Source organism: Epibacterium ulvae (genome assembly GCF_900102795.1).
GTDB lineage: Bacteria > Pseudomonadota > Alphaproteobacteria > Rhodobacterales > Rhodobacteraceae > Epibacterium > Epibacterium ulvae.
The window spans coordinates 172,570-192,887 of sequence record NZ_FMWG01000001.1; the positions used below are offsets into that span (position 1 = coordinate 172,570).

20 protein-coding genes are annotated in these 20,318 nt (G+C 54.5%); 14 read left to right on the top strand and 6 right to left on the bottom strand.

Translation table 11 applies throughout. From position 1 onward, the window contains the following. Nucleotides 1-46: 46 nt before the first annotated feature. Both BLP79_RS00890 and BLP79_RS00895 read left to right on the top strand, forming a co-directional pair. Nucleotides 47-1,507 carry an efflux RND transporter periplasmic adaptor subunit gene (locus BLP79_RS00890; protein WP_090214835.1) on the top strand — a complete coding sequence of 487 codons (1,461 nt, stop codon included), beginning with the start codon at nt 47-49 and terminating at the stop codon, nt 1,505-1,507. A 4-nt stretch (nt 1,508-1,511) separates the two neighbouring features. Then, nucleotides 1,512-4,910 carry an efflux RND transporter permease subunit gene (locus BLP79_RS00895; protein WP_090214838.1) on the top strand — a complete coding sequence of 1,133 codons (3,399 nt, stop codon included), beginning with the start codon at nt 1,512-1,514 and terminating at the stop codon, nt 4,908-4,910. Here the strand turns inward: BLP79_RS00895 and BLP79_RS00900 are convergent. Beyond that, nucleotides 4,874-5,332: an NUDIX hydrolase gene (locus BLP79_RS00900; protein WP_090214841.1), complete on the bottom strand. Its 459-nt coding sequence runs from the start codon at nt 5,330-5,332 to the stop codon at nt 4,874-4,876. The two genes, BLP79_RS00895 and BLP79_RS00900, sit on opposite strands and share 37 nt — an antisense overlap. Beyond that, nucleotides 5,329-6,153 (bottom strand): protein-disulfide reductase DsbD domain-containing protein, encoded by an 825-nt coding sequence (locus tag BLP79_RS00905; protein WP_090215638.1) that lies wholly within the window; start codon nt 6,151-6,153, stop codon nt 5,329-5,331. Before BLP79_RS00905 ends, BLP79_RS00900 begins: the two co-directional genes overlap by 4 nt. A gap of 166 nt (nt 6,154-6,319) precedes the next feature. Between BLP79_RS00905 and BLP79_RS00910 the strand changes: the two genes are divergently transcribed. Next, a complete protein-coding gene (locus BLP79_RS00910) occupies nt 6,320-6,877 on the top strand; it encodes a YqgE/AlgH family protein (RefSeq protein ID WP_090215641.1) in 558 nt (185 codons plus the stop codon). A gap of 1 nt (nt 6,878) precedes the next feature. Here the strand turns inward: BLP79_RS00910 and BLP79_RS00915 are convergent, their stop codons facing one another. Further along, nucleotides 6,879-7,829 (bottom strand): L-threonylcarbamoyladenylate synthase, encoded by a 951-nt coding sequence (locus BLP79_RS00915; RefSeq protein ID WP_090214843.1) that lies wholly within the window; start codon nt 7,827-7,829, stop codon nt 6,879-6,881. A gap of 134 nt (nt 7,830-7,963) precedes the next feature. Here BLP79_RS00915 and BLP79_RS00920 point away from each other — a divergent pair, with 134 nt between their 5' ends. From BLP79_RS00920 to BLP79_RS00960, 9 genes are all read left to right on the top strand, one after another. Continuing rightward, nucleotides 7,964-9,667 (top strand): acyl-CoA dehydrogenase family protein, encoded by a 1,704-nt coding sequence (locus BLP79_RS00920; protein WP_090214846.1) that lies wholly within the window; start codon nt 7,964-7,966, stop codon nt 9,665-9,667. Continuing rightward, nucleotides 9,664-10,710, top strand: a complete 1,047-nt coding sequence (locus BLP79_RS00925; protein ID WP_090214849.1) for an MBL fold metallo-hydrolase — start codon at nt 9,664-9,666, stop codon at nt 10,708-10,710. The genes BLP79_RS00920 and BLP79_RS00925 overlap by 4 nt, the downstream gene beginning before the upstream one ends. Before the next feature lie 32 nt (nt 10,711-10,742). Continuing rightward, nucleotides 10,743-11,195: a DUF6173 family protein gene (locus BLP79_RS00930; RefSeq protein ID WP_090214851.1), complete on the top strand. Its 453-nt coding sequence runs from the start codon at nt 10,743-10,745 to the stop codon at nt 11,193-11,195. Nucleotides 11,196-11,341: 146 nt separating this feature from the next. Then, entirely contained in the window at nt 11,342-11,476 is a 135-nt protein-coding gene (locus tag BLP79_RS00935; protein ID WP_090214853.1) for an aa3-type cytochrome c oxidase subunit IV, read from the top strand. A gap of 14 nt (nt 11,477-11,490) precedes the next feature. Next, complete coding sequence (locus BLP79_RS00940) at nt 11,491-12,102, top strand: hypothetical protein (protein ID WP_090214856.1); 612 nt, start codon at nt 11,491-11,493, stop codon at nt 12,100-12,102. A gap of 110 nt (nt 12,103-12,212) precedes the next feature. Continuing rightward, nucleotides 12,213-13,097 carry a formate dehydrogenase accessory sulfurtransferase FdhD gene (gene fdhD, locus BLP79_RS00945; protein WP_090214858.1) on the top strand — a complete coding sequence of 295 codons (885 nt, stop codon included), beginning with the start codon at nt 12,213-12,215 and terminating at the stop codon, nt 13,095-13,097. A gap of 14 nt (nt 13,098-13,111) precedes the next feature. Further along, the gene (gene mobA, locus BLP79_RS00950) at nt 13,112-13,750 is read left to right on the top strand and encodes a molybdenum cofactor guanylyltransferase MobA (RefSeq protein ID WP_090214860.1); all 639 of its coding nucleotides are present in this window, start codon (nt 13,112-13,114) and stop codon (nt 13,748-13,750) included. Beyond that, on the top strand, nt 13,747-14,238 hold the full coding sequence (mobB, locus tag BLP79_RS00955; protein ID WP_090214863.1) for a molybdopterin-guanine dinucleotide biosynthesis protein B: 492 nt from the start codon (nt 13,747-13,749) through the stop codon (nt 14,236-14,238). Before mobA ends, mobB begins: the two co-directional genes overlap by 4 nt. Then, on the top strand, nt 14,235-15,494 hold the full coding sequence (locus tag BLP79_RS00960) for a molybdopterin-binding protein (RefSeq protein ID WP_090214865.1): 1,260 nt from the start codon (nt 14,235-14,237) through the stop codon (nt 15,492-15,494). The genes mobB and BLP79_RS00960 overlap by 4 nt, the downstream gene beginning before the upstream one ends. Before the next feature lie 274 nt (nt 15,495-15,768). Here BLP79_RS00960 and BLP79_RS00965 read toward each other — a convergent pair whose 3' ends face one another. The 3 genes from BLP79_RS00965 to BLP79_RS00975 all read right to left on the bottom strand — a co-directional run bounded on the left by BLP79_RS00965 (nt 15,769) and on the right by BLP79_RS00975 (nt 17,839). Next, complete coding sequence (locus BLP79_RS00965) at nt 15,769-16,785, bottom strand: hypothetical protein (protein ID WP_090214868.1); 1,017 nt, start codon at nt 16,783-16,785, stop codon at nt 15,769-15,771. 18 nt (nt 16,786-16,803) lie between these two features. Beyond that, nucleotides 16,804-17,274 carry a transcription elongation factor GreA gene (gene greA / locus BLP79_RS00970; protein ID WP_090214873.1) on the bottom strand — a complete coding sequence of 157 codons (471 nt, stop codon included), beginning with the start codon at nt 17,272-17,274 and terminating at the stop codon, nt 16,804-16,806. A gap of 169 nt (nt 17,275-17,443) precedes the next feature. Further along, entirely contained in the window at nt 17,444-17,839 is a 396-nt protein-coding gene (locus BLP79_RS00975) for a VOC family protein (RefSeq protein ID WP_090214875.1), read from the bottom strand. Between the two features lie 90 nt (nt 17,840-17,929). On the opposite strand from BLP79_RS00975, the gene soxR reads away from it, so the two are divergent. Next, nucleotides 17,930-18,397: a redox-sensitive transcriptional activator SoxR gene (gene soxR, locus BLP79_RS00980; RefSeq protein WP_090214878.1), complete on the top strand. Its 468-nt coding sequence runs from the start codon at nt 17,930-17,932 to the stop codon at nt 18,395-18,397. Between the two features lie 182 nt (nt 18,398-18,579). Next, nucleotides 18,580-20,226, top strand: a complete 1,647-nt coding sequence (locus tag BLP79_RS00985; RefSeq protein ID WP_090215643.1) for an electron transfer flavoprotein-ubiquinone oxidoreductase — start codon at nt 18,580-18,582, stop codon at nt 20,224-20,226. Nucleotides 20,227-20,318: the final 92 nt, after the last annotated feature.

The window sequence follows — 20,318 nt, forward strand, 5'->3', positions numbered from 1 at the left end:
TTGAGGGCGGCAAGCGGAAAGCCAGATGGCCTAAGGAGGCATGAAGATGCGATTTTTGCGCCAAAGCATAACAGGGCTGTTTTTCCTGTCCCTTGCTTGCGGGCTTTTGGCCTATGCGGGGCAATTGGTGTTTGGTGCGATTGAAGCACGCTTTGGATCCGAACAACCCACGCGTCCGCAGCGTGAACGCGTGTTTGCTGTGAATGTTGTCACGATCGATTTGCAGGACATTGCACCTGATTTGCAGGCGTTTGGCCGTATCGACAGTCGCAGGCGGTTGGAACTTAGAATGCCCGTTTCGGGGCGGGTGATTGAACTTTCTGATCGTTTTGAAGAGGGCGGCAGTGTTGCAAAGGGAGATGTCTTGGTGCGTCTAGACCCCGCCAATGCCCGCGCGACCCTTGCCGAAGCCGAAGCAGATTTGCAGGATGCACATGCAGAGGCTCGCGAGGCGGAGCGTGCTTTGGGTCTTGCACGCGAAGAATTGCAGGCCGCAATGGAGCAAGCAGAACTGCGCCAACGTGCCTATGAACGCCAGAACGATCTGCGAGAACGCGGGGTTGGTACCGAAGCCACCGTTGAAACGGCAGAGATTGCGGCCGCACAAGCCCGCCAGGCGGTTATTTCTCGTCGTCAGGCGCTCAGCCAGTCTGAAGCGCGTATCGATCAGTCTGCGACCCGTCAGGCACGCGCGACAATCGCGGTTGAGAGTGCTGAACGGGATGTGGCGGACACAACAGTTGTTGCTGGATTTTCTGGTACGCTACAAGAGGTTCAACTGGTTGAAGGCCGCTTGATTTCCGCAAATGAAAAACTTGCGGATTTGATTGATCCACGCAGCCTTGAAGTCTCGTTTCGCGTCTCAACTGCGCAATATGCCCGCCTGCTGGGGGCAAATGGTGCGCTTTTAGCGCTGCCCGTGACGGTGAACCTAGATGCCGCGGATAGTGATCTGATGACATCCGGGCAAATTTCGCGCGACAGTGGCGCGGCAGGTGAGGGGCAGTCTGGTCGTCTGATATTTGCACGCCTGTCAACGTCGCCGGGTTTTAAACCAGGGGATTTTGTTTCTGTTTCTGTCAAGGAACCCATGGTGAATGCCGTTGCTCGGGTTCCGTCTGCGGCGCTTGGCGCAGATGGCACGGTTCTGGCGCTGGGTGATGACAACCGGCTAGAGCGTTTGGCTGTCGAACTCGTGCGCCGCCAGGGCGATGATATTCTGATACGCGGTGTCGGTATCGCTGGAAGGGATATTGTGGCTGCACGCACACCTGTTTTGGGCACCGGCATTCGTGTGCGCCCCTTGCGTATGAAAAATGAGGCGCTGCAGGCCATCGAGCCTGAGATGATAGAGCTGAGTGAAGAACAGCGCGCGCGTTTGGTCGCGTTTGTCGAAGGAAATACGCGCATGCCCGCTGAAGCCAAGGCGCGGGTTCTGGGGCAACTGACACAGGCCAAGGTGCCTGCAACTGTTGTCAATCGTATCGAATCCCGGATGGGAGGATAGTATCATGGCACGGGCCTTAACCACACGGGCCGGGGGCCTGTTGTCATACTTCACGCGTCATGGGACGGCGGCAAACCTATTGCTGGTTTTGTTGTTGGGCTGTGGTCTGGCCGCTATCCCCAATATGCGTGCACAGTTTTTTCCAGATGTGATCGCTGAGAGTGTCAGCGTTAGTGTGGTGTGGGACGGCGCGGGGCCAGAGGATGTTGACAACGCGATTGTCCAAGTATTGGAGCCTGCGCTGATCGCCATTGACGGTGTGAGCGAGAGCTCGGCCACCTCACGCGAGGGGCGCGCAACCCTTCTGCTGGAGTTTGAACCAGGCTGGGATATGGCACGCGCTGCAGATGATGTGCAGGCTGCCGTTGATACAGTCAACAACCTGCCTGAAACAGCGGAGGATCCCGAAGTACGCCGGACCATCTGGCGTGACCGGGTGACAGATGTGGTGATCACTGGGCCGGTCGATGTAGAGCAGCTTGGACGTTTTGCGGATGAACTGGTCGCACGCCTGTTTCAGGCTGGTGTAACGCGCACCACCATTCGTGGTCTTGCGGCTCCCGAAACCATTGTAGAAGTCCCTTCCGCGCGTTTGATCGCGCATGATATATCCATGGCTGAAATCGCAGCGGCAATCGCGGCTGGCGCGGATGCGGATCCTGCGGGAGATGTGACTGGTGCAAATGCACGCGTGCGTACCGGTCAGGAGCGACGTAGCCCGGACGAACTGGAAGCGATTGTTTTGCGGGTAAATCCTGATGGTTCGTCACTTACCATCAGAGATCTTGCTGAAATCCGTGTTGAAGGCGTAGCACGCGAACGCTCTTATTTCGTGGGCGAAGATGCGGCGATGTCGATCCGGGTTGATCGATCAAATCAAGGGGATGCCATTCGATTGCAGGGCGTTGTCGAAGAGGTGGTAGATCGCTTTCAGACCAGCCTGCCAGAAGGTGTTTCTGCAGGGTTGATCCGCACCCGTGCCGAAGCCATTTCAGGCCGTTTGAATATCTTACTCGACAATGGTCTTGTGGGGCTTGGCCTTGTTGTCTTGCTGTTGTTTTTGTTTTTGAACGTGCGCATCGCTTTTTGGGTGGCTGCAGGTATTCCGGCTGCGATGTTTGCAGCAGTGGCATTGATGTATGTTGGCGGGCTCACCATCAATATGGTTAGCCTGTTTGGGTTGATCATCACGTTGGGCATTGTCGTGGATGATGCCATCGTGGTGGGGGAACATGCAGATTTTCGCGCGCGCCGTCTCGGAGAAAGCCCGAAACAAGCTGCCGAAAATGCAGCACGCCGTATGGCGATGCCCGTTATTGCAGCAACGCTTACAACCATCATTGCGTTTTTTGGCCTCACGGCGATTGGTGGGCGGTTCGGGGATCTGATCCGGGATATTCCACTGACAGTCATTGCTGTCTTGGCCGCGTCTTTGGTTGAATGCTTTTTGATCCTCCCCAACCACATGGCGCATGCACTGGCCCATGCGCAGCAGGGCAATTGGTACGATTGGCCAAACCGAATAGTGAATCGGGGCTTTTTGTGGGGGCGAGAAAAGCTTTTTCGCCCACTGATGGCCTTGGTGGTACGTGCGCGCTATGCAGTTGTTGCAGGGGCGGTTGTTCTTTTGGCATCACAAGCGGCATTGTTTATTGGCGGGGATGTGAAATGGCGATTTTTCAACGCGCCTGAACGCGGTTCTGTCACTGGCAACTTTGCTATGGCTGAGGGCGCAACCCGCGCTGATACCCTTGCCATGATGCGGGAAATGCAGCGCGCAACAGAGGCTTTGGCGCGTGACTATGAAGAGCGCTATGGCACCAACCCAGTTGATTTCGTTATGGCTGAAATTGGCGGCAATGCTGGACGCGGTCTTGGCGGTGTTGAAACCAAAGACAGGGATCTGCTTGGCGGGATCTCGATTGAGTTGATCGATGCGGATCTGAGACCCTATTCCAGTTTTGCCTTTGTTGCGGATCTGCAGGACGCAGTCGAACGCCATCCATTGGCCGAAGTCGTCAGTTTTCGCGGCTGGCGATCTGGTCCGGGGGGAGATGCACTGGATGTGCAGTTCTTTGGGGCAGGGGTTCAAACGCTCAAACAAGCGTCAGAAGATTTGCAGACTGCACTGGCCAGTTTTCCCGAAGTTTCAGCTGTGCAGGATGATCTGGCTTATGACAAGGAAGAGTTGATCCTTGATCTGACCCCGCAGGGGCAGGCGCTTAATTTCACGATTGATGCGTTGGGGCGCGCTTTGCGAAACCGTTTGGGCGGGATTGAGGCGGCAACTTATCCTGATGGGCCACGAAGTGCTGCTATTCGTGTGGAATTGCCGCGTGATGAACTTAGTGCAGATTTCATGGAACGCACATTGATGCGCACGCCAGATGGGATTTATGTGCCTTTGGCAGACATCGTGTCTGTGACACGACGCAGCGGCTTCTCGACTGTACAGCGTGAAAACGGCCTGCGATTGATATCGGTCACAGGTGATATTTCCGAAGATGATCCAGCCCGGGCTGAAGAGATCATGCAGCGCCTGCAAGAAGAGATTTTGCCCGAGATCGCCAGTACGCGGCAGGTTGAATGGCGGATGTCAGGATTAAGCGAGCAGGAAGATACATTCCTGGCTGATGCACGCAATGGTTTGATCCTTTGCCTGACAGGAATTTACTTGGTGCTGGCGTGGATTTTTGCCAGCTGGACCCGGCCTTTGGTGGTGATGGCGATTATTCCGTTTGGTTTGGTCGGGACAATCTGGGGACACTATCTTTGGGAAGTGCCGCTATCCATGTTTACTGTCGTGGGACTGCTGGGAATGACGGGAATTATTATCAATGATTCGATCGTTCTGGTCTCAACCATCGATGAGTATGCTGAAACACGTGGATTGCTCCCCTCCATTGTGGAAGGCGCTGCAGATCGATTGCGCCCGGTGCTGTTGACCACGCTTACTACGGTGCTGGGACTCGCACCTTTGATGTATGAAACCTCGCAACAGGCGCAGTTTTTGAAGCCGACAGTGATTACGCTTGTCTATGGGTTGGGTTTTGGCATGTTTCTTGTTCTGCTGGTGGTGCCTGCGTTGGTCGCCATTCAGGACGATATTCGCCGTCCTCTAGCGGCTTTGCGCTACGCAACGCGTGCAAAGAAAACGCAGCGTTTGATGTTCGGGGCGACGGTCGCACTCCTCACATGGTTTGCTTTAACGATGGGATATGCTCTGGCCACACAAAGCGTGTTTCACACATTGCTTGACGTGGTCCCAGCGCTTGCAGCATTGCCGCATATGCAGGCGGCATTTGCAAGTTTTATTGTGGGGGCGTTGATTATTTGTACGCTGGCCTACGGTGTAGGTGGGATGGCCTATACGCTATCGATTCGTGATAATAACCGGGTCTGAGCCGCCTTGGCCACTTCAATCACCTGTGGCAGAAGGCCAAGATCACTGGCGGCAAGATCATCCACCGCAACCCAACGTGCATCCGCAGCATCATCATCAGGATGAGGTGTCCCGCTCACATAGTCACATGCGACAGCGGTGAGCAGATAATGGCTGACGACCTCACCCGTCGCATTTGAGCGAATAACATTTAATGTTGTCAGAATATCTACGGGCGTGGCGATGACGCTGGTTTCTTCGCGCAATTCGCGGGCAGCGCCAGCTTCGGCCGTTTCGCCCCATTCGACGTGACCGCCGGGAAACCCCCATGCGCCTTTGTTCGGATCTTTGCCGCGCTGTATCAAAATAACATGAGGCCGCCCCTCAATCAGATGGCACACGACGGCAATCGTACCCAGAACCGGGCGTTTGGGAGATGTCATCCAGCAGAGCAACCTTTGATGTCGACGGCGTGTTTTTCGCCCAGCACCGTAATGCGTACAGCGGAACGGTCAATAGCCGCGCCGGTTGTTTCAATCGGGTAAAATTCAGCGGTTGTCAAAAGCGTATTGCCCTCACGCTGTGATTTCGCCTCGCCCGCAACATAGGCATTTGTACCCGGTTCGATAATGGCAACCTCAGTGCCACCCGCTGATGGCATAGCAATCCGTGCGGTGATTTTCATGCCATATGTGCTGGGGGCCATGCTGCATGTTACCTTTTTCACGCCAGCTTCAGAGGCAGAATAGGGGCGGCTTGCAACCGCAGCAACGATTGCAGGATTCCGTTCGGCTGCATCATTTAATTCATGCGAAAAAGATAGCTCAGCAGGAACACAGACATCTTTACACACGCCAAGGCCCATACGTCCCTTTAACTTGACGGGTTTTGATGAATTCTGTGGCGTGATCTCGACCGGTAAGATCATCTGATCATGATAGCCGATGGTCTGCATGCCCGAGGTTTCAAAGACTTCAGGCGTGGGCCATGTGATTGCAACATTGCCCACGTTTTTTGAACCTTTCCAGGTGAAGGAAGGTGGAATGCCAGCCTCTCCAGGGATACGCCAGTAGGTTTTCCACCCCGGCGCTAGGGTGACACGCAATGCCCCCAGCACCGTTCCGCGTTTTGTGGTGCCGCCATCCAGAATATCCAGCTGCACAAGATCATCAGGAACAGCCTGTGCCTGTCCAGTCGTGGGAAGAGCGGCCAGCGAGCTGCTGACGATGAGGGCGGCGAGCGTATATGCGAAACGATGGGTCATAGGTTTAGATGTGCGCTGTGTTTGCGAAAAAGCCAAGAGACGACTGCGTGAGCGGTATGTGAGGTCGCGTAGATTTGATAACCACGCGAAATGCTTGCGCGTATCCTGTGCAAGCGCCATTGTGATGAGAGAGACTCTTTAAATGGAATAAATGAAAGCACTGCCCATGGATTTTACCGGAAAACTCTTAATTGCAATGCCAGGCATTGGAGATCCCCGGTTTGAACATTCACTCATCTTTCTGTGCTCACATAACGAAGATGGTGCGATGGGGCTGATTCTGAATAAGACCGCACCCGGTGTGAAGCTTGGCGATATTCTTGAACAGCTGGATATTGAAACAGCAGATGCGCCGCATGCAAAACTGCCCGTGCGTTTTGGAGGGCCGGTTGAAACCCAGCGCGGCTTTGTTTTGCATTCGGCAGACTATGAATCGCAGGTCAACTCTCTGGTTGTGAATGATGCGTTTGCGATGACCGCGACCTTGGATGTGCTCGAAGATGTTGCTTTGGGGCAGGGGCCTGCACAAATGCTCATTATGCTTGGCTATGCGGGCTGGGGGCCGGGGCAGCTAGAAGACGAAATCGCATCAAATGGTTGGCTGACGACGGACGCTGATCCTGCCATTGTTTTTGGCGAGGGTGACACTGAAAAATGGAGTGCCGCACTCAAAACGCTTGGGGTTGATCCCATTGTTCTATCGGCCAGTGCTGGCCACGCATAGCTTAAGAACGCGGCGCCGCTGCCCGTTGGAGGCGGTCGTTGATGGCTTGACCAAGGCCGTGATACGGGATCGGCGCAACGGCAATCGGCAGTGCGCGTGCATCCAATTGGTGCAGATGTTCAAAAAGATTGGCCGCCGCTTCTGCCAAATCGCCTGTTGATGACAGATTGAGATCACCTTCTCGTGCTCCAAACCCCAAATAAAGCTCACCCGCGTCAGGTGCAGTTACATTTAACCGGACTGATGCATTTGGGGCATAATGTGACAAAAGCTGCCCGGGAGCCGTCAAAGGATCAGCCGTATCACGATTTTTAAGCGGGTATCTTAAGACGGTTTCAATTTCGTCTGCGGCCAAACCACCGGGGCGTAATAAAGTCGGGATGTCATTGGACAGTCCCAGGATTGTGCTTTCAAGTCCCACACCACAGGCGCCATCATCCAAAATAGCTGCGATTCTCCCCGATAGGCCGGCCAGAACATGAGAGGCTTGGGTCGGACTGATACGCCCTGAAGGATTGGCAGATGGGGCCGCTACGGGGTGGCCAACACGTGCAAGAAGCGCACGCGCTGTCGGATGTGCGGGAACGCGCACCGCAAGTGTCTCAAGCCCCGCCGTAACCAGCCCTGATACGCCATGATCTGGTTTCAGGGGCAGTACAAGCGTAAGGGGACCGGGCCAAAATGCTTGTGCGAGCTGCTCAGCCATATCGGACCATATAACCAGCTTCTGTGCGCTTTTGATGTCGGCAACATGGGCGATCAACGGATTAAAGCTGGGCCGCCCTTTGGCCTCATAAATCCCAGCGACAGCGTTGCCATCACAGGCATTGCCACCCAATCCGTAGACCGTCTCGGTCGGAAACGCGACCAACTGACCAGTGCGCAAAAGCTCAGCGGCCTTGTCGAGGTCTGCTTCTGTGGGAGATAAAATAACGGTACGTTCCGGTTTCATGCGATGACGCTGCGTTTGGATTGATTGAAAGCCTGAGCTGGATAGCTAATGAAGGACATAGCATCTCTATAGACTTGCCCTCACAAAGCCAAGCCTGCCAAGATTGTCCCGCTCTGCTTAAAGGAAGACATATTATGCCCTATCGCGCCCCCACGTCTGAATATACGTTTTTGTTTGATGCGGTTGTTGGCTTTGATCAACTTGCGGCCACAGATCGATTTGCTGAGGCAACACCGGATTTGGTCACAGCAATCCTGGGAGAGGCCGGACGGTTGTGTGATGATGTGATGGCCCCCTTGCAGCGCAGCGGGGATTTGCAACCAGCACATTTGGAAAATGGTGTCCTGCGCAGCTCGCCCGGCTTTCCCGAGGGTTGGTCTGCAATTGCCGAAGGCGGCTGGGTTGGCATGAACGCAGGCACGGATCATGGCGGGATGGGGCTGCCGCTGACACTTGCGACGGCCGTAAATGAAATGATGGCCGGCGCTTGCCTGTCTTTGCAGTTGGCCCCTCTCATGAGCCAAGGTCAAATTGACGCGCTTGAGGCCCACGCCAGTGATCAAATCAAAGAGATTTACCTGCCAAAGCTGATTTCGGGGGAATGGTCTGGCACGATGAACCTGACAGAGCCGCAGGCCGGTTCTGATGTCGGGGCGCTGCGGTCCAAAGCGGAAGACAACGGCGATGGTACTTATGCTATCAGCGGGCAAAAGATCTTTATTTCATGGGGGGATAATGATTTTGCTGAAAACATTGTGCACCTTGTGTTGGCACGTCTGCCTGATGCCGCTCCGGGTAGCAAAGGGATTTCATTATTTGTGGTGCCAAAGTTCCTGCCAGATGAAAATGGCAATCCCGGTCGGGCCAATAATCTGAAAGTTGTCAGCCTTGAACACAAGATGGGACTGCACGGATCACCCACCTGTGTGATGCAATATGATGGTGCGACGGGCTGGCTTGTGGGGGAACCCCATGCGGGTCTGGCGGCGATGTTTACAATGATGAACAACGCCCGCCTTGGTGTCGGGGGACAAGGTGTTGGCGCGGGGGAAGGTGCATATCAACATGCGCTGGACTATGCGTTGGAACGTAAGCAGGGGCGTAGCGCGTCGGGGGCGATTGTTGATCATGCAGATGTGCGGCGCATGCTGATGGAGATGAAAGCCGATCTTTTTGCCTCTCGGGCCGTCCTTTTGTCCTGTGCCCATGCGATCGATATGCATGCGGCAACGGGGAGGGCAGACCATGCTGCCCGCGCGGCTTTTCTGACACCGATTGCCAAGGTATTTGGCACCGAAACCGGGATGAAAGTGTCTGAAACGGGTGTGCAGGTCTATGGTGGTATGGGCTTTATCGAAGAAAGCGGCGCTGCGCAATATTACCGTGATGTCCGTGTCACAGCGATCTATGAGGGCACCAACGGTATTCAGGCAATGGATCTTGTTGGGCGTAAAATGCTCGATGGGGGGGAGGCCGCTTATGCGCTTATTGATGAGATCGAAACCTTGGCGGAAAGCGCACGTTCCAATCATCCAAATATGACGGATCGTTTGTGGCAGGCCAATGAGGCATTGCGTGAGGCGACAGATTGGCTGGTCACACAAGAGGATATGCAAAACCGTTTTGCGGGCGCATTGCCGTATCTGCGGGCCTTTGCGCGCGTACTTGGCGGGTACTATCACTTACGCGCCGCAGTGGCGGATCCCGAAGGCCCACGCGCCAAACTTGCGCGCTTCTACATGAGCCGTCTTTTGCCGGAATATCAGGGACATCTGGCAGCAGCGACAGCCGGTGCGGATGGCACATTTGCCCTGTCTCTGGACGAGTTACGCGCATGACACCTATCCCTGATGTGTCGCTGAAATTTCCCTTTGAAACACCACCTGCAGAGGGAGAAGCGATTGAGGTCGCACAAGGGGTGCTGTGGATGCGCCTTCCACTGCCGATGGCGCTGGATCATGTGAATATCTATGCGCTTGATGATGGCGACAGCTGGACCATCATTGACACGGGTATGAATTCACGCAGAACTCGCGCGATCTGGGAAACACTTATGGTAGGGCCTTTGGCAGGCAAGCCTGTGGGTCGTGTCATGGTGACGCATCATCACCCGGACCATATAGGCCTTGCGGGCTGGTTTCAGTCCGGACATGGCGCTGAACTCGTCACGACCCGAACAGCGTGGCTGTTTGCGCGGATGTTGACGCTGGATGTCCAGGAAACCTGGCCAGAAGAGACGCTCGCCTATTATCGCAGCGCAGGCATTGATCAGGCGATCTATGAAAAGCGTGCTGCAGAACGTCCTTTTAATTTCGCGGATACAGTTTATCCGATGCCGCTGGGCTTTACCCGGATTAAACAAGGGGATGTGTTTCGGATGGGCGGGCGCGACTGGGACGTGCACATCGGCAATGGTCATGCGCCTGAACATGCAACATTTTGGAGCCGCGACGACAATCTGGTGATTTCGGGTGATCAGATCCTGTCATCGATCAGCCCCAATATTGGCGTTTATGTGACTGAACCAATGGCTGATCCACTGGCAGATTGGCTTGAAGCTTGTGAACGTTTGTCACAGTTGGCGCGCCCTGATCATTTGGTGCTCGGCGGGCATAAGCTTCCCTTTTCTCGCTTGCCATTACGGATGCGTCAGCTGATTGATAATCACCACGGGGCTTTGGACCGTCTTATGGAGGCACTGAAAGAACCCCATACCGCAGCAGACTGTTTTACCTATCTGTTCAAACGCAAGATTGGACCGGCAGAATATGGTCTCGCGCTTGTAGAGGCTGTGGCGCATGTGAACCACCTGTATCACCTTGGTAAGGTTGAGCGCTGGGCGCGTGAAGATGGTGCTTGGCTTTATCAGCGGAGCGCGTAACATCAGATTGTGTATCTTAGGGAGGGCTCACAATGGGGACTGATATCGAAACCAGCGCTGAGGCGGCCGAAGCGGCTGTTTTGCCATGTGTGCATGAGGTCCATGCAGATCCCGAGGCCTGTGCAGGGCTCACCAAAGTGCCGCAGAAATTGCAGCAACCTGATAGCGCAAAAAGTGAAGCGCGCTGGGCTTATGAACGCCTGATCCTCTACATCCGTTCCTTCGAAGAACAGCTGGACAGCGAGCACGAAGTTGCGATGGGCTTTGTCGGTGGTGATGCTGGCGTGCTACGCATCGAAGGTATGGGGTATTTTGATCCTGATTTAATCACCTTTTACGGCACTGACGGCAATGGCGCCCGCACGCAGCTTGTTGAACATGTCACTCAACTAAGCGTGATGCTGCGTGCCGTGCCTAAGGCTGTCAAAGAAGCCCCTGCAAATCGCATAGGATTTCGTCTGGCTGCAGATCTGGACGAGACCTAGGGTTCGATTCGCCTATGTGCCTTTGTTTTGGCTGTGAAAATGCCAAAACAAAGCTTTTTTAACCCAAACGCGCCACAAACACGTGGTGACACCGAACGCTAAATCCAGTATTCAGCGGCAAAGATATGTGACGAGGATATGAGCTCATGGCTGAACATAAACACGGTACAATGGATATCACTGTACAGGAACAGGCCTATGCCGGTTTCATTACCGCGATTGTACGCTGCAGCATTGCATCCATTGCAGCGCTGATTTTTCTGGCTGTTTTTGCAATCTGATTGCGAGCGTTTTCGTGAAAAAATTGCTGTGTAGCGCTGCTTTAGCAGTGGCCTTGTCCGGCTGCGCCGCGCCGCAGCAACCCAATGCAGATCTGGAAACGTTGCAGCAGGCGGCGTTTCAGGCCTCTGATGGACCCGCGCTTACCGTGATCACCGTGGTGAACAACCGTACAGGACAGGGCGGTCACACCGCCCTTATGGTCAGCGGTTCGGAACGTGTCATCTTTGATCCGGCAGGTTCGTTTCATGCAGATGTCGTTCCAGAATATAACGATGTGCTGTACGGGATTTCACCAGCTGTCTTTCAGGCCTATCGCAGCGCCCATGCGCGCACCACGTTTCATGTCGTGACACAACGTATTCCCGTAAGTGCTGAACAGGCTGAAGTTGCGCTGCAACTGGTCAAATCCAACGGGCGCGTACCCGGCGCTTTTTGCGCCAATGCAACTTCTGGCATTCTGCAGCAGGTACCCGGCTTTGAAGACATCGATAGAACTTTCTATCCCGTCAAACTCTTTGATCAGATTGCCGAGCGGCCCGGCGTGAAAGCTGAGAAATACTATGAGGGTGATGACGAAGACCTCAAGCGCGGCATTGCGGCCAGCAATGCAGCCCTGAACGGTTGAACCTGTCGCAAATTCACGCGTGATCTGCCGTATTGACGCTGGCGAAAATGGCGTTGGCTCCCTAAATTATTGCCAATTCACAGGTAGGATCATAGGCAGGAGCTGCGCTTTTGGCAAAATTAACATCCTCTTCCGCGTATTTGATCGCACCCGACCCCAATAATAGCGGCCTCACCCGCGGGTTGCAGGGGCATGACCAGAATGGCGACCTGCAGGATATCTCGGTGGTCGAAGAACGCCCTTTGACGATTTTCTTAAATCGCCAAGAAATCGTCACCGCAATGACCATTGGAGATCATCCTGAGTATCTGGCCCTTGGTTTCCTGCGCAATCAAGGCATGTTGACAGATACGGATGAGGTGACAGCCGTTACATTTGATGAAGAGTTGGACACGGTGGTGGTACGCACGGCCGTTGAAACCTCTCATGAAGAAAAATTGCAAAAGAAAACCCGCACCTCTGGCTGTGCTGTCGGCACGGTCTTTGGCGATATGATGGATGGTTTGGAAGGTGTCACATTGCCATCGGCCGAGGTGCGAACTTCATGGCTTTATGCTCTGGCTCATGAAATTAACCGCACGCCGTCGCTTTATCTTGAAGCAGGAGCCATCCACGGGACGGTGTTGTGCCAGCAGAATAGACCATTGGTCTATATGGAAGACGTCGGACGGCACAACGCGGTTGATAAAATCGCTGGCTGGATGTTGTCGCAATCGGTGTCGGCTGAGGATAAGATTTTATACACAACAGGGCGTTTGACCTCTGAAATGGTGATCAAAACCGCAATGATGGGTATTCCGGTTCTGGTCTCACGGTCTGGTTTCACGGCCTGGGGAGTTGAAATCGCACGCGAAATTGGCCTCACACTTATTGGCCGCATGCGGGGACAACGTTTTATGTGCCTGTCAGGAGAAGAGCGTTTGATCCGGGATTTTGACCCATCTGCCGTGCAGAGCGAAGATAAAAAACATCGCCGCAAAAGTGCGGATCGCTAAAAGGAGCGTGCAGGATGTTAAAGCCATTGGGTGTTATTTTGGCGGGTGGTCGCGCGACCCGAATGGGCGGCGGTGATAAAGGTCTGTTGCGGCTGGGGGAACGCTCTATTCTGGATCATGTTGTTGAGCGTCTCTCACCACAGGTTGATCAGATCGCATTAAACGCCAATGGCCCGGCCGCGCGTTTTAAGCCGTTTAGATTGCCCGTTCTGCCTGATAGTATCCATGGGTTTGTTGGCCCACTTGCAGGGGTGCTTGCAGGGCTTGATTGGGCGGCAGAGCAGGGCGCAGAAACAATCGTGACTGTGGCTGCTGATACGCCTTTCTTCCCCGTGGATCTGGTGGCGCAGCTTGTTCAGGCAGCAGAAGGGCAACAGCATCCGCTGGTGCTTTCCGCGACACCGCGGACGTCAGAGGAAGTTTTGAAATCCGGGGGAGGGCGCCGTATAAATCGGCACCCAACCTTCGGCCTTTGGCCTGTTCTGTTGCGGCATGAGCTGCGCGACGCGTTGAACGACGGGTTACGAAAGGTGGTTTTATGGACGGACCAATATGATGGGCGGGAAGCTTTGTTTCCAGCAACGCCCTTTGATCCGTTTTTCAACGTGAACACTCCTGAAGACCTTGAGACAGCGCGTGGTTTCCTTCGATGAAAATCTATGGGGTCACTGGGTGGAAAAACAACGGTAAGACCGGGTTGATGGAGCGTCTGGTGACGCATTTTACCGGGCAAGGACTGACCGTTTCGACGTTGAAGCATGCGCATCATGAAACGGATGTGGACCACCCCGGCACAGACAGCTATCGCCATCGCAGGGCAGGTGCCCAAGAGGTGGTGCTGGCATCGGCACAACGTGTTGCGATCATGCATGAACTACGCGGCGCACCCGAGCCATCCCTTATAGATCTGTTGGCACGGATGCAGCCCGTGGATCTGATCCTGGTGGAAGGATATAAACGCGAAGCACATCCAAAGATCGAGGCCTACCGAACGGCTGCCGGACAGCCGCTTATCGCGCCAGATGATCCGTCCATCCGTGCCGTTGCAAGCGATATACCCCTTGATCTGGATCGCCCGGTTTTTGATCTGGATAACACAGATGCAATAGCCGACTTTATCGCAAAGGAGTTGAATCTGTGACCCTTTCCCCCCCGCCTTTGCACAATGATTGTTTCGCTCTGCCCGCCGGTGTCGATTGGACCCCTGTGGACGAGGCGCTGGCGCTTTTGAAATCACGTATGCATCCGGTAACGGCAGAGGAAAGTGTGTCACTGAACGCCGCGCTTGGTCGTGTGCTGGCGCGGGATGTGACGGCGCTGCGTGCAAACCCACCGCTGCCCAATACAGCTGTAGATGGGTACGGTTTTGCGGGCGGGAAAACCAAAGGGGATCATGTGCTGCCTCTGGTGGCTGGCCGTGCCGCTGCAGGACCGGCATATGAGGGAGAGGTGCCAGACGGTCACGCCATTCGGATTCTCACAGGAGCGAGCCTGCCGCCCGGCGTCGATACGGTTGTGTTGCAAGAAGACGTCTCAGCAAACGAAACCCATATCGCGTTTCATGGTCCAATCAAAGCTGGGGCAAACACGCGTAAGGCGGGCGAAGATGTCTTGCAAGGGGCTGTGATCCTTAAGGCGGGGCGTGTGGTGACCCCTGCTGATCTTGCCCTTGCCGCTGCGACCGGCCATGGAGTTTTACCGGTGCGGTTGCGTTTGCGGGTCGGAGTTCTGTCTACTGGGGACGAACTGATTGAACCGGGCGGTGTCGCTCAGCCGGGGCAAATTTATGATGCGAATAGGCCAATGCTGCTGGCGGTGCTCCACGAGATGGGATTTGACGCCATTGACCTTGGACGTGTCCCGGATGACCCGGCGGCATTGCGTGTGGCCCTGGATCGTGCAGCAGCTGAAACCGATGTCGTGCTGACCAGCGGCGGCGCCTCTGCAGGGGATGAGGATCATGTCTCGGCCCTTTTGCGCAGTGAGGGCACACTGCAGCATTGGCGTATTGCGTTGAAACCGGGTCGTCCGCTGGCACTGGCCTTGTGGAAGCAGACACCTGTTTTTGGCCTGCCGGGAAATCCTGTTGCTGCACTGGTCTGCACTTTGGTCTTTGCAGCACCTGCATTGGCAGTCTTGGCCGGATCGGCTTGGACTGCGCCTGAGGCCGTGCTGTTGCCTGCCGCGTTTTCCAAAAACAAAAAGCCCGGTCGACGTGAGTTTCTGCGTGCACGCCTGCGCGAAGGCCGTGTTGAGGTGTTTTCTTCAGAAGGGTCTGGCCGGATCAGCGGTCTGAGTTGGGCAGAAGGGCTGGTTGAGCTCTCTGATAGTGCGCAGATCATTGCTCCCGGCGATCTGGTACGTTTTATTCCCTTTCAGAGTTTTGCACCCCGCTGATGCGACATAACGGAAGGGCTTCCGCCAAGACTTGGGCTGGCCTTGAGGCCAACCCGTCTTGTTGGGCCAAGCGCCGCGCTTGGGCGCGGCGTGGTTGGTGTATGATGCCGCCGCACCGTGTTTTCGGAACTGTAGTGTGACTCACATGCTGAAAGGTTTTGATGTTTGGAGCATGTCTTGGTGGACCCAACACGGTGCCATGCCCAACGGGCTGGGGACATTTATGTCGCCTGAGCCGGGCGGGAGTGCTTTGTTTAACGTGTTGGGCGCGCTTTTAGTCAAACGTCCCGGCCACACGCCCAAGCAGCATAAAGGCGCGTGCTGTCCGGGTTTCACCCAATGCGGCAACTTCAGCATCACTTGCCGTTTCTTCAAAATCAACAATCATCTGGTCAAACCGGCGCAGAAAATGATGGGCTGCATCCCTGAAAATAGGATCTTGCTTCATCCGTGCTGCGGTCAGCGCAAGCGAGCTGCGATCGCGAACACCGCCAAGTGCGGCGACTTCGCGCCCGCGTGATCCTTTTGCAAAATGCCGCCAGATTTCGGGCCGTGCCATATCTGGGTGAAGATCATCCATATAAATGCCATCTTGGCTGAGCAGCGTCAAAATATCCTGAGCCGCCTGTATCACTTGGCTGGCTTTGCGATCCTGTAGGGCAAGACGCAGCGCTGTAAAACCGATCTCATCATCTGCTGTTTCGGGAAAGTTCAACGCGCGAATAAACTGATCCACCTGCAGTGGCGGTGTCATATCTTCAGCGGTGGTGCCAAGAGCGAGCGCGCCTTGCTCGTCTTGAGGGGGAGGAGGTGGTCGTGTTTGCGCCGACGGGCGATTGGTTTCCATTCGAATACTGTGAAAGGTTGCCAATGCAGTTTCTGTTTTACGCGCGGTTTCTGCAATTTCATCCAGCTTTTGAACCATCGACGCACCACTCCCTGCGGTTCCGGTCTGGGCATGGTTCAGTGCATTGGTTTGCATCTGGTTCAACTGCGCTGTGAGGAAAGCGCTTTCAGCGGACGCGATGCGGGAACTGCGCAAGTTCAAGGCACAGGCCCAGATCAACAGGATTGGTAAGATCAGCACCCAGAGAGAAAGGAGCGGATCCGACCAGAATTCTGTTTCAGTGCTGCCGAAAAACCTGTCCCCCAGGCCGTACACCACGCCCCAGATCAGGCTCAGCGCCGTTGCAAAGGCTTCGGCTGCTCCCAAGCTGCGTGCTGCGCCCAGATCTGGCTGGGAAAGGGGCGCTGGCTGCGCGTGCTGTTGCTCAAGAGGAGAGCCTGTCATGGCGATGCTCGGTTTGGGTCAGGAATAATCGATGCTTAAAATTTCATAAGAGCGCACACCACCGGGGGTGCGTACGTCTACGCTGTCACCTTCTTCCTTGCCGATCAAGGCACGCGCGATAGGGGATTTGATATTCAAAAGTCCTTTTTCGATGTTGGCTTCGTGTTCACCAACAATCTGCCAGGACTTTTCCTCGTCTGTATCTTCGTCCACAACGCTTACTTTGGCACCAAATTTGATCGCGCCGGACAGTTTGGTTGGGTCAATCACGTCAGCCAAAGACAACAGGCCTTCCAGTTCTTTGATGCGGCCTTCAATGAAGGACTGTTTTTCGCGGGCTGAATGATATTCAGCGTTTTCCGACAAATCGCCCAGCTCACGCGCTTCGGCGATGGCTTTGATGATTGTGGGACGTTCAACAGACTTTAGGTGCTTTAATTCAGTTTCGAGGGCGGCAAAGCCCGTCGGGGTCATCGGGATCTTTTCCATAAGAATGTCCGGGTCTTCTTTCTGTGCTGCAGGCAGCGGTTGCCATTGTGTCGAACACGTCGCCCCGCCACAACAGTTGCAGCGGGGCGCGTGAATACGTTGACAATTACCTGACCCAATCGAGCGTATAAATGCAAGGGGGGGCTTAGGTTTTCACTGTGCATTCATATCAGGTCAGCGGAGGAGTGCCGTAGTGAACCACTTCAAATTCGATGTTGTTGTCATCTTTGAAGTAGAACCGCTGTCCGGGCTCGTAGCTATGGATGTCGCCCGGCGTGAAGCCTGCCGCGATGACTTTGGCTCGCGTGTCTTCAAAGTCATCGACGACCAGCGCGAGGTGGTTGAGACCACCCCGTGTGTCATAGCTTCTTGGCCCATTGGTCGGAGAGGCGTCTGGCGCGTATAGCGCGACATAGCTGGTCTCTGAACCGATATGAATTGTGTGCCCGCTCTCCATAGCGTCGCCTTGCCAGCGGATTTTCCATCCAAATATGTCTTCCATCCATGCGGCTGTCTGTTCTGGATTGGAAACGGTTACGTTGGCGTGCTCAAGATATGCAGTCATAAATACATCCTTTTTGATCGCTTTACAGGTGTGTAGGTCCACGCTAATTTCTAAAGCTAACTTTAGGTCAAGATATTTTATGAGGACGAGATGACGCAGTCCGCAGGTGTTTCAATCGGGTATTTGGCAGAGCGAACTGGCTTGGCTGTTTCCGCAATCCGTTACTATGAATCGCAAGGTTTGGTGGAGCCGTGGCGCAATGCAGGTGGGCAACGTCGCTTTCTGCGTGCAGATATCCGTCGGCTCAGTTTTGTTATGATTGCGCAGCAGTTTGGCTTTTCGCTGCCTGAAATTCGCAACCTTCTTTCACAGCTACCCGGTGGTCGCACACCAACTGCCGAGGATTGGGCAGCACTTTCTGTAACGTTTCGCGATCATCTGGACCAGCGAATCGAAACCTTAAAGCGGATGCGCGATAATCTGGACGGATGCATAGGATGCGGCTGCCTCTCGCTGTCAAAATGCGCGCTTTATAATCCAGATGATGATGCAAAACGCTATGGGGCAGGGCCACGCTATCTGATGGGAGACCGCCCAGATTCCCGTAAAGAGGTGTGAATGTCGAAAACAACAAGGTGAATGTCGAAAATTACACCGCAGTTTGTACAAATCCCTGTCAAGCCGTTTCATTGAACGCGGGGTTTAGATTGACCTGTATGGGGTTCAAACGCTAAGCAACCGCGAAAGAAAATTGCGCCCGGATGGGGCCTTTAGCCAAATTTAGCCAGGGAGCGCCCAAGATGGCCGAGATTGAACGCGAAGCGATGGAATATGATGTGGTGATTGTCGGAGCCGGTCCTGCGGGTCTGTCGGCAGCCATCCGTCTAAAGCAACTGGATGCTGATCTTCAGGTTGTTGTGCTTGAAAAAGGCTCTGAAGTTGGCGCGCATATTCTGTCTGGTGCTGTGCTGGACCCTTGCGGGTTGGATGCGTTGATCCCGGATTGGAAAGAAAAGGGCGCGCCGTTAAACGTACCGGTCGAAGAAGACAATTTCTACATGCTGGGCGCAGGCGGCCAAATTCGTATTCCCAACGCACCTATGCCGCCTTTGATGAATAATCACGGAAATTATATTGTTTCCATGGGCAACGTCTGCCGCTGGATGGCCGAACAGGCCGAAGAGCTGGGCGTTGAAATTTTTCCCGGCATGGCGTGCTCTGAACTGGTGTATGGAGACAAAGGCGAAGTCAAAGGCGTCGTTGCGGGCGAATTTGGCAAAGAGGCCGACGGTACGCCCGGCCCATCTTACGAACCCGGTATGGAACTGCACGGGAAATATGTCTTCCTCTCCGAAGGTGTGCGCGGCTCACTCTCAAAAGAAGTGATCGCCAAATATGATCTCTCTGCAGGCAAAGAGCCGCAGAAATATGGTGTTGGGATGAAAGAGATCTGGGAGATTGATCCTGCCAAGCACAAAGAAGGCACCGTGACGCACACAATGGGCTGGCCCTTGGGATCAAACGCTGGTGGTGGTTCATTCATCTACCATCTTGATAACAATCAGGTTTACGTTGGTTTTGTAGTGCACCTAAACTATAAAAACCCGCATCTGTTCCCCTATATGGAATTCCAGCGGTTCAAACATCACCCAATGGTGGCTGAGCTATTGAAAGGCGGTAAACGTGTCGCTTATGGCGCGCGTGCGATCACCGAAGGGGGCTGGCAGTCGCTGCCGAAACTTGTTGCACCTGGTGTCGCACTTTTGGGCTGTGCGGCGGGTATGGTCAACGTGCCGCGGATCAAAGGCAACCACAACGCGATGCTGTCTGGTAAAGCCGCAGCCGAAGCCGCCTTTGATGCGATCAAGGCAGAGCGGTCCGGTGATGAATTGGCGGCATATGAGGCCGACGTGCGCGAAGGCGCAATCGGCGATGACCTGAAAAAAGTCCGTAACGTTAAACCAATCTGGTCGAAATGGGGTCTCACAGCATCGCTGATGCTGGGTGGTCTGGATATGTGGACCAACACGTATGGGTTTTCGCTGTTTGGTACCGTGGGCCATGGCAAAAACGATGCGGATGCCACCGAAAGCGCGGCGAAACATCAACCGATTGATTACCCCAAACCCGATGGCGTGTTGTCCTTTGACCGTCTGACAAACGTGGCGTTTTCCTTTACCAACCACGAAGAGAGCCAGCCAGCACACCTGCGCCTTGCAGATCCTTTGGTGCCAATTTCACAGAACTTGCCGGATTATGCAGAACCTGCGCAGCGCTATTGCCCAGCAGGGGTTTACGAAGTTGTCGAAACAGATGGTGTGAAAGATTTCGTCGTGAACTTCCAGAACTGCGTTCATTGTAAAACCTGTGACATCAAAGATCCGGCGCAAAATATCACATGGACCACACCACAGGGTGGAGATGGACCCAATTACCCCAACATGTGATCATCTGGATCACTCATGTTTGAAAACCGGGAGCCGTGTCTCCCGGTTTTTTGATGCGGTAATTGTACGCGGTGGTCCGCCTGTGCACAGCC

Coding starts and splice junctions, on each gene's coding strand:
- BLP79_RS00890 (WP_090214835.1), top strand. CDS start 47: ATGCGATTTTTGCGCCAAAGCATAACAGGGCTGTTTTTCCTGTCCCTT.
- BLP79_RS00895 (WP_090214838.1), top strand. CDS start 1,512: ATGGCACGGGCCTTAACCACACGGGCCGGGGGCCTGTTGTCATACTTC.
- BLP79_RS00900 (WP_090214841.1), bottom strand. CDS start 5,332: ATGACATCTCCCAAACGCCCGGTTCTGGGTACGATTGCCGTCGTGTGC.
- BLP79_RS00905 (WP_090215638.1), bottom strand. CDS start 6,153: ATGACCCATCGTTTCGCATATACGCTCGCCGCCCTCATCGTCAGCAGC.
- BLP79_RS00910 (WP_090215641.1), top strand. CDS start 6,320: ATGGATTTTACCGGAAAACTCTTAATTGCAATGCCAGGCATTGGAGAT.
- BLP79_RS00915 (WP_090214843.1), bottom strand. CDS start 7,829: ATGAAACCGGAACGTACCGTTATTTTATCTCCCACAGAAGCAGACCTC.
- BLP79_RS00920 (WP_090214846.1), top strand. CDS start 7,964: ATGCCCTATCGCGCCCCCACGTCTGAATATACGTTTTTGTTTGATGCG.
- BLP79_RS00925 (WP_090214849.1), top strand. CDS start 9,664: ATGACACCTATCCCTGATGTGTCGCTGAAATTTCCCTTTGAAACACCA.
- BLP79_RS00930 (WP_090214851.1), top strand. CDS start 10,743: ATGGGGACTGATATCGAAACCAGCGCTGAGGCGGCCGAAGCGGCTGTT.
- BLP79_RS00935 (WP_090214853.1), top strand. CDS start 11,342: ATGGCTGAACATAAACACGGTACAATGGATATCACTGTACAGGAACAG.
- mobA (WP_090214860.1), top strand. CDS start 13,112: ATGTTAAAGCCATTGGGTGTTATTTTGGCGGGTGGTCGCGCGACCCGA.
- mobB (WP_090214863.1), top strand. CDS start 13,747: ATGAAAATCTATGGGGTCACTGGGTGGAAAAACAACGGTAAGACCGGG.
- BLP79_RS00965 (WP_090214868.1), bottom strand. CDS start 16,785: ATGACAGGCTCTCCTCTTGAGCAACAGCACGCGCAGCCAGCGCCCCTT.
- greA (WP_090214873.1), bottom strand. CDS start 17,274: ATGGAAAAGATCCCGATGACCCCGACGGGCTTTGCCGCCCTCGAAACT.
- BLP79_RS00975 (WP_090214875.1), bottom strand. CDS start 17,839: ATGACTGCATATCTTGAGCACGCCAACGTAACCGTTTCCAATCCAGAA.
- soxR (WP_090214878.1), top strand. CDS start 17,930: ATGACGCAGTCCGCAGGTGTTTCAATCGGGTATTTGGCAGAGCGAACT.
- BLP79_RS00985 (WP_090215643.1), top strand. CDS start 18,580: ATGGCCGAGATTGAACGCGAAGCGATGGAATATGATGTGGTGATTGTC.